11 protein-coding genes and 1 pseudogene are annotated in these 13,414 nt (G+C 63.3%); 5 read left to right on the forward strand and 7 right to left on the reverse strand.

The window, feature by feature from the left end:
• Together B0G83_RS35995 and rpsT are read right to left on the reverse strand one after the other, a co-directional pair.
• Positions 1–135, reverse strand: a pseudogene (locus B0G83_RS35995) (IS3 family transposase); the annotation flags it as partial.
• Positions 136–272: 137 nt separating this feature from the next.
• Entirely contained in the window at positions 273–551 is a 279-nt protein-coding gene (rpsT, locus tag B0G83_RS36000; RefSeq protein ID WP_105512052.1) for a 30S ribosomal protein S20, read from the reverse strand.
• Positions 552–908: 357 nt separating this feature from the next.
• Here rpsT and murJ point away from each other — a divergent pair, with 357 nt between their 5' ends.
• Complete coding sequence (gene murJ / locus B0G83_RS36005; protein ID WP_374954976.1) at positions 909–2,534, forward strand: murein biosynthesis integral membrane protein MurJ; 1,626 nt, start codon at positions 909–911, stop codon at positions 2,532–2,534.
• Positions 2,535–2,539: 5 nt separating this feature from the next.
• Complete coding sequence (locus tag B0G83_RS36010) at positions 2,540–3,382, forward strand: SirB1 family protein (protein ID WP_105512092.1); 843 nt, start codon at positions 2,540–2,542, stop codon at positions 3,380–3,382.
• Between the two features lie 117 nt (positions 3,383–3,499).
• Here the strand turns inward: B0G83_RS36010 and B0G83_RS36015 are convergent, their stop codons facing one another.
• The 5 genes from B0G83_RS36015 to lpxK form a co-directional block, all read right to left on the reverse strand.
• On the reverse strand, positions 3,500–4,258 hold the full coding sequence (locus B0G83_RS36015; protein WP_105512054.1) for a 3-hydroxyacyl-CoA dehydrogenase: 759 nt from the start codon (positions 4,256–4,258) through the stop codon (positions 3,500–3,502).
• Between the two features lie 264 nt (positions 4,259–4,522).
• Positions 4,523–5,188, reverse strand: a complete 666-nt coding sequence (gene adk / locus B0G83_RS36020) for an adenylate kinase (protein ID WP_105512055.1) — start codon at positions 5,186–5,188, stop codon at positions 4,523–4,525.
• A 214-nt stretch (positions 5,189–5,402) separates the two neighbouring features.
• Positions 5,403–6,203 (reverse strand): 3-deoxy-manno-octulosonate cytidylyltransferase, encoded by an 801-nt coding sequence (kdsB, locus tag B0G83_RS36025; protein WP_105512056.1) that lies wholly within the window; start codon positions 6,201–6,203, stop codon positions 5,403–5,405.
• Between the two features lie 15 nt (positions 6,204–6,218).
• Positions 6,219–6,422: a Trm112 family protein gene (locus B0G83_RS36030; RefSeq protein WP_007180583.1), complete on the reverse strand. Its 204-nt coding sequence runs from the start codon at positions 6,420–6,422 to the stop codon at positions 6,219–6,221.
• On the reverse strand, positions 6,403–7,419 hold the full coding sequence (gene lpxK, locus B0G83_RS36035; RefSeq protein WP_105512057.1) for a tetraacyldisaccharide 4'-kinase: 1,017 nt from the start codon (positions 7,417–7,419) through the stop codon (positions 6,403–6,405). The genes B0G83_RS36030 and lpxK overlap by 20 nt, the downstream gene beginning before the upstream one ends.
• Positions 7,420–8,023: 604 nt before the next feature.
• Here lpxK and xseA point away from each other — a divergent pair.
• The 3 genes from xseA to B0G83_RS36050 all read left to right on the forward strand — a co-directional run bounded on the left by xseA (position 8,024) and on the right by B0G83_RS36050 (position 13,286).
• Positions 8,024–9,403, forward strand: coding sequence for an exodeoxyribonuclease VII large subunit (gene xseA / locus B0G83_RS36040; protein ID WP_105512058.1), 1,380 nt, complete (start codon positions 8,024–8,026; stop codon positions 9,401–9,403).
• Between the two features lie 219 nt (positions 9,404–9,622).
• The gene (gene sodB / locus B0G83_RS36045; protein ID WP_035548176.1) at positions 9,623–10,201 is read left to right on the forward strand and encodes a superoxide dismutase [Fe]; all 579 of its coding nucleotides are present in this window, start codon (positions 9,623–9,625) and stop codon (positions 10,199–10,201) included.
• Positions 10,202–10,826: 625 nt separating this feature from the next.
• Positions 10,827–13,286: a tetratricopeptide repeat protein gene (locus B0G83_RS36050; protein ID WP_105512059.1), complete on the forward strand. Its 2,460-nt coding sequence runs from the start codon at positions 10,827–10,829 to the stop codon at positions 13,284–13,286.
• Positions 13,287–13,414: the final 128 nt, after the last annotated feature.

The raw sequence follows: 13,414 nt of genomic DNA on the forward strand, positions 1-13,414 counted from the left end.
GGTCGAACGTCCCTGTATCCCGTAACGACGCTGGGCATCCTTGTAGCTCAGTTCGCCTTTTTCTACCTGCTCGACCACCGACAGTTTAAAAGCCAGCGTGTAATCACGCTGCGTTCGCTTCGAACCCGTTTCCAATTTGACTCTCCTTCTTCCCGCAGGATCAGGTGTCAACTTATTTCAGGACGGGTCACCCCAAGCAAAAAAGCCCGCCAAAGCGAGCTTTCTTGTGCAGCGGAAACAGGAGGTAGCCCACCGAAGCGGGCTGACCGGAATTACTGCGCTGCGGACGCTTGCAGACCCTTGATGGCTGCAGCGAGACGGCTCTTGTGGCGAGCAGCCTTGTTCTTGTGAACGATTTTCTTGTCGGCGATGATGTCGATGGTCTTCGACGACGCTTGGAAGATTTCAGCGGCCTTAGCCTTGTCGCCGGCGTCGATCGCCTTGCGGACAGCCTTGATGGCGGTGCGGAACTTCGAGCGCAGTGCCGAATTGTGCGAGTTTGCCTTGGCGGCCTGGCGGGCGCGCTTACGTGCTTGTGCGGTATTAGCCATGACGGTTCCTTATCCTGTTCCTGTTTCCAGTACCCGACCTTCAAATGGTGAGGTGCTGCTTTTAATCCGAACTCCTGGAAGCGATTGCCCAAGAGCGCAAAAGTGTCGAAAAAATTCGATCGTACGACGCGAAGGCGGGCCGTGTTCCGGAGTATTTGAGGCTTTGAGCAGGTGGCGTGGCGCCGACCTGAACCCCGTCCGAAAGTTGAGCGAGCTTCGAAACCGGCGATTATAGCAACAAAATCAGGCACGTGGCAACGGGGAATGTGTCGTCGCGTTCGGGCCGCTTGCCCGGAATGCCTATTAGATTGAGATAGATTGAGATCGGATCGAACGTCCGCGCGACAAATCTGTCCGATTCGCGGTCTGCGCGATCCAATTCGCGCCCCGGCTCGTCGTCCGCTCTTGCGGCACCCGTATAATAAGCGCCCCATGAATCTATTCCGAGCCCTGCTGACGGTCAGCGGCTTCACGCTGCTGTCGCGCGTGACCGGTCTGGCCCGCGAAACGCTGATCGCACGCGCGTTCGGTGCCAGTCAATACACTGACGCGTTCTACGTCGCCTTCCGCATTCCGAACCTGCTGCGCCGTATTTCGGCCGAAGGCGCGTTCTCGCAAGCGTTCGTGCCGATCCTCGCCGAGTTCAAGAACAGCCAGGGGCACGACGCCACCAAGGCGCTGGTCGACGCCACGTCGACGGTGCTGGCGTGGGCGTTGGCGGTCATGTCGATTCTCGGCGTGGTGTTCGCGTCCGGCGTGGTGTTCGTCGTCGCGTCGGGTCTGGCGCACGAAGGCCATGCCTACTCGCTCGCGGTCACCATGACCCGCATCATGTTCCCGTACATCATCTTCATCTCGCTGACGTCGCTGGCGTCGGGCGTGCTGAACACGTACAAGAACTTCTCGCTGCCCGCATTCGCGCCGGTGCTGCTGAACGTCGCGTTCATCGCCGCGGCGGTGTTCGTCGCGCCGCGCATGCAAACGCCGGTCTATGCGCTCGCGTGGGCGGTGATCGTCGGCGGGGTGTTGCAGTTCATCGTACAACTGCCGGGGCTGAAGAAGATCGACATGATCCCGCGCATCGGCCTGAATCCGCTGAAGGCGCTCGCGCATCGCGGCGTGAAACGCGTGCTGGCGAAGATGGTGCCCGCCATGTTCGCCGTTTCGGTCGCGCAGATCAGTCTCATCATCAACACGAACATCGCGTCGCGCATCGGCCCGGGCGCCGTGTCGTGGATTAACTACGCCGACCGGCTGATGGAGTTTCCGACCGCGCTGCTGGGCGTCGCGCTCGGCACGATTTTGCTGCCGAGCCTGTCGAAGGCGCACGTCGATGCCGATCCGCACGAGTATTCGTCGCTGCTCGACTGGGGCCTGCGCGTCACCTTCCTGCTGGCCGCGCCGAGCGCGATCGCGCTGTTTTTCTTCGCCGAGCCGCTGACCGCCGTGCTGTTTCACTACGGTAAGTTCGACGGCAATTCGGTCGTCATGGTGAGCCGCGCGCTCGCCGCATACGGTGTCGGTCTGATCGGACTGATTCTGATCAAGATTCTCGCGCCGGGTTTCTACGCGAAGCAGGACATCAAAACGCCGGTGAAGATCGGCGTGGTCGTGCTGGTGCTGACGCAGCTGAGCAACTATGTGTTCGTGCCGATTTTTGCGCACGCCGGCCTCACGCTGAGCGTCGGGCTCGGCGCGTGCGGCAATGCGCTGCTGCTGTTTCTGGGTTTGCGTAAGCGCGGCATCTATATGCCGTCGAGCGGCTGGCTCAAGTTTTTCGTGCAATTGCTGGGCGCCTGTCTGGTGCTGGCGGGCGCAATGCACTGGCTGGCCATCAGTTTCGACTGGATCGGCATGCATGACCGTCCGGTCGATCGGATCGCGCTGCTGGCGGCGTGCCTCGTTCTGTTCGCCGCGTTATATTTCGGTATGCTTTGGCTGATGGGCTTCAAGTACGCGTATTTCAAAAGACGAGTGAAGTGATCACGATGACGCGAGTTCTCGACTATTTCAGCACGCTCGTCGCCGAAGACGACAGCCTGCCGCTCACCGAGGCGGTGCTCTCGCTAGCGCAGGACGCTTATCCGGACCTCGATCTGCAAGGCACGCTGGCCGAGATCGACGAACTGGTGGTGCGCCTGCAGCGCCGCATGCCTGACGACGCCGACATCCGCCAGAAGGTCGGCATTCTGAATCGCTTTTTCTTCCGCGAGCTGGGTTTCGCCCGCAACCTCAACGATTACGAAGATCCCGACAACAGCCATCTGAACGCGGTGCTCAAGCGTCGCCGCGGCATTCCGATTTCGCTCGCGGTGCTGTATCTGGAAATGGCCGAACAGATCGGTATTCCGGCGCGTGGCGTGTCGTTTCCGGGGCATTTCCTGCTGCGCGTCACCACGCCCGACGGCGACGTGATGCTCGACCCGACCGACGGACATTCGCTGTCCGAGTCGCAGATGGTGGAGATGCTGGAGCCGTATGTGGCATCGGCGAGCGACTCGGTGAGTCGCGCGTTGCGCATGCTGCTGCAACCGGCCACGCGGCGCGAGATCATCGCGCGAATACTGCGAACTCTGAAGTCCACCTATCTTCAGACGGAACGTTGGCAGCGTCTGCTGGCGGTGCAGCAGCGTTTGGTGATTCTGCTGCCGAACAGTATCGAAGAGGTGCGGGATCGCGGCTTCGCATATGCGCGGCTCGATTATTTGCGTCCCGCGCTTGAAGACCTCGAGCGCTATCTCGGCGATTGTCCGGATGCCGAGGACGCAACCGTCGTGGAATCGCAATTGCATGAGTTGCGGCAACGCACGCAGCACAACGACGGCGATTAGCCTCACCCATCCCAAGCAAACGCAATAGAAAACGCCTGTGCATGAATCATGCGCAGGCGTTTTTGCATTGGCGCGCGCCGCCCGATCGAATTCGGCGGCGCACGGCGGCGCATCAAACTACTTCGGCTGCATCCGGATCGCGCCGTCCAGACGAATCACTTCGCCATTCAGCATTGGATTGTCGAAAATCTGCTTGGCCAGCATCGCGTATTCGATCGGTTTGCCGAGACGCGGGGGGAACGGCACCATCGCGCCGAGCGCGTCCTGCACTTCCTGCGGCATGCCGAGCAGCATTGGCGTTTCGAAGATGCCCGGCGCGATCGTCATCACACGGATTGCGTTGCGCGACAGGTCGCGGGCGATCGGCAGCGTCATGCCGGCCACACCGGCCTTCGACGCCGCGTAAGCCGCCTGGCCGATCTGGCCGTCGAACGCCGCCACGGAGGCCGTGTTGACGATGACGCCACGCTCGCCATTCGCATTCGGCTCGTTCTTCGACATGGCCGCGGCCGCGAGGCGGACCATGTTGAAGGTGCCGATCAGGTTGATCGAGATGGTGCGCGAGAACGACTCGAGCGGATGCGGCCCGTCCTTGCCCACCGTTTTGACGGCCGGCGCGACGCCCGCGCAATTGATCAGGCCGCGTAGCGTGCCGAGCTTTGTGGCGGCTTCGACGGCTTGTGTCGCGTCGTCTTCGCGGCTCACGTCGCATTTCACGAACACGCCACCGAGTTCCTGCGCGAGCGCCTGGCCGGCCGCTTCGTTCAGGTCGGCGAGAACCACCTTGCCGCCGTTCTCGACGAACAGGCGCGCCGTTGCCGCGCCGAGACCCGATGCACCGCCGGTGATCAGGAATACGTTGTCACGAATCTCCATGTCTTCTCCTTTGCTACGGTTTGTTCAGTGGTATCTGGATCGAATATCTTTTCGATAATCGATTGTAACGGCTATGCTGCATTGCGGAAAGCGCAGTGGCTGCGTCGGTTGGCCTGGTGCCTTCCAACCGAAAACCGCTACGGATGGCTAATTAATCCTAATCGCGGCGACCCAAAGCGAACTTGATGAAAGTCACGCCGCATAACGAAAAAACCCGCCGGCAAGGGCGGGTTTTTCATTGGACAAACTGGGTGCGAGACGCGCTTACTTCAGCGCTTCGAATGCGCGGCCGCGAATTTCGTCGACGCTGCCGAGGCCCGAAATGCGACGGTATTGCGGCGCCTTCAGCGAAGTCGACGCGTCGCCGTTATTGGCCCACGTGGTGTAGTACTCGATCAGCGGCTTGGTCTGCGCTTCGTACACTTCCAGACGCTTCTTGACCGTTTCTTCCTTGTCGTCGTCGCGCTGGATCAGCGGTTCGCCGGTCACGTCGTCCACACCTTCGACCTTCGGCGGATTGAACTTGACGTGATACGTACGACCCGACGCGGCGTGCGAGCGGCGGCCGCTCATGCGCACGATGATCTCGTCGAACGGCACGTCGATCTCCAGCACGTAGTCGATCGCGACGCCGGCCTGCTTCATGGCCTCAGCTTGCGGAATGGTGCGCGGAAAACCGTCGAACAGATAGCCGTTCGCGCAGTCGGCCTGCTGCAGACGTTCCTTCACCAGATTGATGATCAGCTCGTCGGTGACCAGCTCGCCCGCGTCCATGAAACGCTTGGCTTCGATGCCGAGCGGCGTGCCGGCCTTGACGGCGGCGCGCAGCATGTCGCCGGTGGAAATTTGCGGAATGCCGAATTTTTCCTTGATGAAGGTTGCCTGAGTGCCCTTGCCTGCACCGGGCGCACCCAAAAGGATCAAACGCATGTGATATCTCCAGATCTATGTGAATTCTTGGGGCGGCGCTGCAGTCATCCCACGATGCGTCGAGGGGGCCGCGCCGACTGCCGTGGTGAACTTTGCGCTGCTCGTCGAGACGACGGCGCTGCAAACATAACCACGGCGCGACCGGGCAAACCCTGACTTTCGCTTGTAACGGGAGGCGCGCACAACCGTCCGATTATGCCATGGGTTTTTCTGCTCAAGACCCGAATAAAGCCTGCACGCGTGCGAGATCGGCGGGGGTGTCGACGCCTGGCAGCGGGGCGTTGTCGGTGACTCGCACCGCAATGCGCTCGCCATGCCACATCGCGCGTAATTGTTCGAGCGCTTCGACCTGCTCGATCGGTGAGATCGCGAGCGTGGGGTAGGTGCGCAGGAATTGCGCGCGATACGCATACAGCCCGATATGCCGATAGACGACGGCGGGGGCCGGCGGCGCGGGCATCGACGCGATATCCGGCCAGTGCGGCTGGTAAGCGTCGCGCGCCCAGGGGATCGGCGCGCGCGAGAAGTACAGCGCCACGCCGCGCGCGTCGAGCACGACCTTGACGACGTTCGGGTTGAAGATTTCAGCGGCGTCGGTGATGGGATGCGCGGCGGTGGCGATCGCACAGCCGTGGCTCGCCGCGAGGTGCGACGCAACGCCGCACACCAGCGCCGGATCGATCAGCGGTTCGTCGCCTTGCACGTTGACGACGATCGTGTCGTCGCGCCAGCCGAACTGCGCGGCAACTTCCGCGAGACGGTCCGTGCCCGACGGATGATCGGCACGCGTGAGCACCGCTTCGAAGCCGTGCTCGCGGGCCGCGTCGAGCACTGCCTGCGCGTCTGATGCGATCAGCACCTGCTGCGCGCCCGATTCGCGTGCGCGTTCGGCGACCCGCACCACCATCGGCTTACCGCCGATGTCGGCGAGCGGCTTGTTGGGCAGACGCGTCGAAGCGAGCCGGGCCGGCACGACGGCGATGAACGGAGGAGTAGTGGCGTTGGCGTGAGTCATTCGGAGAGAGACGTGTTACGCCACCGAGCCCGGATTCAGGTCGACCGGTGTGCCTTCCACCGTTTGCCGTGCTTCGTCGACCAGCATGACGGGAATGCCGTCGCGGATCGGATAAGCCAGCTTGTCCGCGTTGCAGATCAGTTCCTGCGCGGCGCGGTCGTAGCTGAGCGGGCCCTTGCAGATCGGGCAGACGAGAATTTCAAGCAGGCGAGCGTCCACGGACTTTCTCCACAACTAATGCGATGAGGCGATGATCGAGCGCGGCTTCGACCGGGACAACCCAGATACGCGCGTCGTGCCAGGACCCTAATTTTACCGCATCCTTTTCGGTTATCAGGATCGTGTCGGCGTCGACGTCGGTAAATGGATTGCGTTCGAACGCGTAGTGATCGGGCAGCGCACGGGTAGCCGGCGTCAGACCGGCGGCGCGCAACGTCGCGAAAAAACGCTCCGGCGCGCCGATGCCGGCCGCGGCGAGCACGCGCTCGCCGCTGAATTGCGCAAGCGGACGGCGCAGCGCGGGATTGTCCAGGTGCCAGGCGTCGGCGGGAGCGAGCGGCAGCGCGAAAGTGTTCGGCCACGCCGGCAAGGTGCGTGCATACGGATCGTTGACGAGCGTCGCATCGCGGCGGCGCGACAGCGGTTCGCGCAGCGGACCGGCCGGCAGCAGAAAACCGTTGCCGCCGAGGCGGTGGTCGAACACCACCAGTTCGGCGTCGCGCTTCAGGCGGTAATGCTGCAGGCCGTCGTCGCTGACAAGCACGTCGACTTCGCGATGCGCGGCGCACAGCGCCTGCGCGGCAGCCACTCGGTCGGGGCACACCCAGACCGGCGCACCGGTGCGGCGGGCGATCAGCAGCGGTTCGTCGCCGCCGACGCTCGCCGCCGAAGCCGGCGTGACCGGCGTCGGTGCTTTCACGCGCGCGCCGTAACCGCGCGACACCACGCCGGGAGTGAAGCCCGCGGCGCGCAAGGCTTCCACCAGGGCAATCACGGTCGGCGTCTTGCCGGTGCCGCCGACGGTCACATTGCCGACCACCACCACAGGCACGCCGATGCGCACGGATTTGAGCCAGCCGAGAGAAAACGCGGCGCGGCGCGCGGCGGCGATCACGCCGAACACGCAAGCGAAGGGCGTCAACGCCCACGCGAGTGGGCCGCGCTGCTGCCATTCGCGCGCGAGGCGTGCTTCGAGACGGTCGTTGAAGTCGCTCATGGGCAAGTGGTGTCGACGAACAGCACGGTGTCCGCGGAAGCGGGCCGGCGCGGCGGCATGAAGGCGTCGGCCGCAAGACGGGACGTCAGGCCGGACATACTACGCGGGGTCAGCATCAACGCGGTTCTCCGGACAATCAAAAAATGAGGCGGAAACGGTCCGGCAGCAGCGGGCGACGACCCGTGGCAGAGCTTGCTCATCCACGCGGTACACCGTGCTTCGCCGGGCTTACGGTTTGCCGTCAGAACCCGCCACTCTAGCGCGCGAGCGTCCAGCCCGGCAAGTCGCGCGGCTTGACAAAGACGCGAATTCGGCCCTTCGCACGCGCTTCGCAGCCTGTGGATAACTTTGTGGAGAACCTGCCGTCCAACCGGCGGAGAAGGCCGTTCGGAGCGCTCCGCATCGGTAATGATTCTCCTTAAAGAGATATAAATGCCATATAAATCAACGGGATGCTTCGGATTTCCATGCTCTGGCGGGCGCACTGGCGGGATTTGTCAGGCGTTTCCCGCCATGTGGACACTTTTAACAATTCACCCGCGACGCTGGACGCGGATGGCCGCTCGGTCTATCGTCTGTCCGGCCAGTTACAGACATTCCTCGCATGAATCCCGAAAGCCCTTTTGCTTCGTCCGCCGCGCCCGGCGGTGAGGTCGTCGTTCCCGTCTCCGCGCTCAATCGCGCGATCGGCACGATGCTCGAACGCTCGTTTCCGCTCGTCTGGGTGGCGGGCGAAGTGTCTAACTTCACGCGCGCCGCGAGCGGCCACTGGTACTTCTCGATTAAAGACGCGCAAGCGCAGATGCGTTGCGTGATGTTCCGCGGCCGCGCGCAATACGCCGAGTTCACCCCGCGCGAAGGCGACCGCATCGAAGTGCGCGCGCTCGTGACGATGTACGAGCCGCGCGGCGAGTTGCAACTGAATGTCGAAGCGGTACGCCGCACTGGACAAGGGCGGCTCTACGAAGCGTTTCTGCGTCTGAAGGCGCAGCTCGAAGCCGAAGGGCTCTTCGCCGCCGAACGCAAACGCGCGCTGCCGTCGCATCCTCGGGCGATCGGCATTGTGACGTCATTGCAGGCCGCCGCATTGCGCGACGTGCTGACCACGCTGTCGCGCCGGGCGCCGCATATTCCGGTGATCGTCTATCCGGCGCCGGTGCAGGGCGTGGGCGTTAGCGCCAAACTCGCGGCGATGGTGGACGCCGCCAATGCGCGCCGCGAAGTCGACGTGCTGATCGTGTGCCGCGGCGGCGGCTCGATCGAAGACCTCTGGGCCTTCAACGAAGAAGTGCTGGCGCGCGCGATCGCCGAAAGCGCGATTCCGGTGGTGAGCGGTGTCGGTCACGAAACCGATTTCACGATCGCCGATTTCGCCGCCGACGTGCGTGCGCCGACCCCAACCGGCGCCGCCGAACTGGTTAGTCCGCAACGTGTGCTGTTGCTGCGCGAACTCGATCAGCGGCATGCCACGCTCGCGCGCGGCTTCGGTCGGATGATGGAGCGGCGCGCCCAGCAACTCGACTGGCTGGCGCGCCGGCTCGTGTCGCCGGCCGAGCGTCTGGCGCGGCAACGCATGCATTTGCAGCAGTTGAGCGTGCGGCTCGCGTCGGCGGGGGCGCGTCCGGTGCGCGATGCGCGAGCGCGGTTTTCGCTGTTGCAGATGCGCTGGCAGCGCTGGCGTCCCGATCTCGCCGCGCATCAAACGAAGCTGGGCAATCTCACGCAACGTCTGGACGCGGCATTGTTACGCCAGCATGAACGTCAAAGCGCGAAGATCGGCACGCTGGCCGCGCGGCTCGAAGTGCTGAGCCCGCAGCGCACGCTGGAGCGCGGCTATGCGGCGGTACTCGACGCGCAGAACGGTCGTGCGGTGCGCGCGCCGGCGTCGTTGAAGCCGGGGCGGCGCCTCACCGTGCATCTCGCGGAAGGGTCTGCGGATATTGCAATCGCCGATGTGCAAGCCCGCCTCACTGACGGTTTCTGAACCACCGCCGAAGGTCCTCGAACATTGCTTTTTTATCCGCCGCAAAAGGCGGGCACAACGCATGCGACAGCACTAATTACGCGCTATGTGCGGCATGTTCGCCGATGCCGGGCATAAAGTCCGTTGGTTTGCGGGGTTATTCCAACTCGCCTACAATCGAGTGCTCAAAAGTGTAGTCCGCAGACTCCCCCACAACAGATACAGACAAAGGAAAGCACCATGGAACATACGCTCCCGCCGCTGCCGTTCGCGAAAAACGCACTCGTCCCGCATATGTCGGAAGAGACGCTCGAGTTCCACTACGGCAAGCATCACCAGACCTATGTGACCAACCTGAACAATCTGATCAAGGGCACGGAGTTCGAGAACCTGTCGCTCGAAGAGATCGTCAAGAAGGCAACGGGTGGTCTGTTCAACAACGCCGCTCAAGTGTGGAACCACACGTTCTTCTGGAACAGCCTGTCGCCGCAAGGTGGCGGTGCACCGACCGGCGCATTGGCCGACGCGATCAACGCCAAGTGGGGTTCGTTCGACAAGTTCAAGGAAGAGTTCGCCAAGACCGCAGTCGGCACGTTCGGCTCGGGTTGGGCATGGCTGGTGAAGAAGGCTGACGGTTCGCTCGACCTCGTGTCGACCAGCAACGCCGCTACGCCGCTCACCACCGACGCAAAGGCACTGCTGACGATCGACGTGTGGGAACACGCGTACTACATCGACTACCGCAATGCGCGTCCGAAGTTCGTCGAAGCATTCTGGAACATCGCTAACTGGGAATTCGCGTCGAAGAACTTCGCGTGAGATTAGCGGTTGAAGCGTGAGCCATGAGTGAGTCACGCTCGAAAGTAAGTCGGAAAGAAAGCCCTCCACCGTGAGGGCTTTTTTGTTTTGTAGCGTTTCGTTTGCCTGAACGGATGTCAGTGCAAACGCGGCGGCCAGCTGTTCCGTCGTATTCCTGCCGCAGTTCGACCCGCTGCGAACGCAGTATCCGCACGCACTATTACTTACGGATTACCGGGTATTTCTTCCAAAGGGCAAGCTTCGTCAGCCGATCGCATCATGGGGCGGTTCTTGCCGAAAGCCCCGTGTTTCAGCATCGAAAGACTCTTTTCTTCCAGCGCCATCGGCTGAGCGGGGCTCGCGCGGTGCTGGCTATGTCCGCGGCGCCTGCCTTGGCTTGCTTGCGATTGGCCGCTGCCTCCCGCGCCGTGCGATTGCCGCGCGTGCACTTCGTCGATCTCGCTGCACCCACCCACTGTTTCACAATGTTCCCGCCGGTACGAACCGGTAAACATCGGTAAGAGCTGGCTCGCTATCGTTCCCGAGCGTTCGTCCCCGTTCGTTCAGCCGACGTCTCGTCGTGCTGAAGGCAACACGGGAACGGTCGACGCGCAATCGATGAAAAAGCGTTACGCCCGGGGGCACGATGGACAGCAAGCAGATTCTGGAACGCGCGACAGCACACCACGTCGCGGGTGAGTTCGGTCCCGCGCGCCAGTGGTACGAAAGCGGGCTCGCCATCGAACCCGGCAACGCGAACTGGATGTACCGCCTCGGCGTGCTCGACATGCAGTGTGGCGCGTACGAAGCCGCGCTCGGCTGGCTAGATAGCGCGTTGCGTGTGGTTCCCGACAACGCGCGTTACCATTTCGTACGCGGCCAGGTGCTGGCCGGCGCACAACAGTTCACGGCCGCGATTTCCGCTTACCGGCTAGCGTTGGCGCACGAACACGACGCTTGCGCCGACGTGCTGTTCGCGCTGGCCGCCGCGCAGCAATCCGCCGCCGATTACCCCGCGGCGATCGACACCTACACGTCGGTACTCGCGCTCGACGCCACGCACGCCGACGCGCTCAACAATCTCGGCAACTGTCACCGTCAACTAGGCAACGCGAACCACGCGGAAGCCACTTACCGGCGCGCGCTCGACGCGCAGCCCGGCGACGCCAACGCGCTCACCAATCTCGGCACGCTGCTCGAAGCGCTCGGTCGTCTCGACGAAGCGCTCGTGCTGCTCGAAGCGGCGGTGCAGGTCGCGCCGGCGTCGCCGTGCGGACTCGTGAATCTTGGCGTCGCGCTGCATCGGCGCGGCGATTTCGCGCGCGCGGCGGACGTGCTGACGCGCGCGATCGAGATCGATCCCATGTTCCGGGAGGCGTCGTATAACCTCGCCAATGCGTTGCACGCGCTCGGCAAAAAGCGCGAAGCGGTAATCCACTATCAACGCGCGATCGCGCAAGCGCCGGCCCATGCTGACGCGTACAACAATCTGGGCATCGTCTATCAGGAAGCCGGATCGCGCGTCGAAGCCGCCAATGCGTTCGCCACGGCGATTCAATTGCGCCCGGGTTTCGTCGCCGCGCTCAACAACGCCGCCACGCTGGTGCGCACACTCGGCCGCTTCGCCGATGCCGAAGCGCATCTGCGCGACGCACTGGCCGTCGAGCCACATCATTCCGTCACGCACAACAATCTCGGCAATGTGCTGAAAGACCAAGGGCGTCTCGCGGACGGCATCGACAGCTATCGCCGTGCGTTGACCTGCGATCCCTGCAATGTCGTCGCGCATAGCAATCTGGCCTACGCGCTGACGTTTCAGGCGGAACACTCGCAGCCGCTGCTGCACGAATGCCGCCGCTGGTCGGCGCGCCATGAGGCGCCGTTTCGCGGCGCGCACCAGCCGCATTCAAACGATCCGACGCCGTCGCGTCGCTTGCGTATCGGTTATGTGTCGCCGGACTTTCGCGAGCATTGCCAGACGCTGTTCACGCTGCCGCTGCTGTCGCATCACGATCACGAACGCTTCGAGATTTTCTGTTACGCGAGCGTCGCGCGGCCCGACGATCTGACCCAACGCGTCGCCACTCACGCCGATATCTGGCGCGACGTGCGCAACCTCGATGACGAACAACTCGCGCAGATCATCCGCGACGACCGCATCGACATTCTGATCGACCTGACCATGCATATGGCGGATGGCCGACCGCTCCTGTTCGCGCGCAAACCCGCGCCGGTGCAGATTGCGTGGCTCGCGTATCCGGGGACGACCGGCATCGGCGCAATCGACTATCGCCTGACCGACCCCTGGCTCGATCCGCTCGGCGCCGACACGATGTACAGCGAGCGCTCGATCCGCCTGCCGGATTCGTTCTGGTGCTACGACCCGCTGACGGATAGGCCGGAGGTCAACGCGCTGCCCGCGCTATCGAACGGTTATCCGACGTTCGGCTGTCTGAACAACCCGTGCAAGCTGAGCGACGCGACCTTCGCGATGTGGGGAAGCGTGATGCGCGAAGTGGCCGACGCCCGTCTGCTGCTGATGGCGCCGGAGGGAGCGGCGCGCGCGAGTCTGATCGAGAGGCTCGGGCGGCAGGACATCGCGGCGGAGCGGATCGCCTTCACGCCGTTCCGGCCGCGTGCGGACTACCTGCGCACGTATCACCAGATCGATCTCGGCCTCGACACGTTTCCGTATAACGGCCACACGACGAGTCTCGATTCGTACTGGATGGGCGTGCCGGTTGTCACGCGGGTCGGCGAGACGGCCGCGGGGCGCGCGGGCTTGAGCCAGTCGGCGAACCTCGGACTGCGCGAACTGGTTGCGGATACCGACGCGCAGTTCGTCGATATCGCCGTTCGATTGGCCCGCGATCTGCCGCGTTTGGACGGTATCCGCACAGGCTTGCGGGCGCGTCTCGCGGCGTCACCGCTGATGGACGGCGCGCGCTTCGCGGAGCACGTCGAAGCGGTGTATGTCAAAGTCTGGCGGGATTGGTGCGATCAGGCACGCCGTCTCGCGCGAAACAGGCGTGAGCGGGTGGGTGGCGTCGAGGCCGGTGGTGAGGCGCGGTCGCTGCCGACGGTTGGTGTTAATCGCCCGTATTGAGAGGCGCCATTTGGGTTTCGCGTCGGGTCTGGATCGCTTTGACATGCAAGCTTTGTCACAGTTGGTAACTGCGGTGCGACGCCCGGATGGCTGTGTGAGAGCGTCCGGGCCCCCCGAGAGTACGCACG

Source organism: Paraburkholderia sp. BL21I4N1 (assembly GCF_002973525.1).
Classification (GTDB): domain Bacteria; phylum Pseudomonadota; class Gammaproteobacteria; order Burkholderiales; family Burkholderiaceae; genus Paraburkholderia.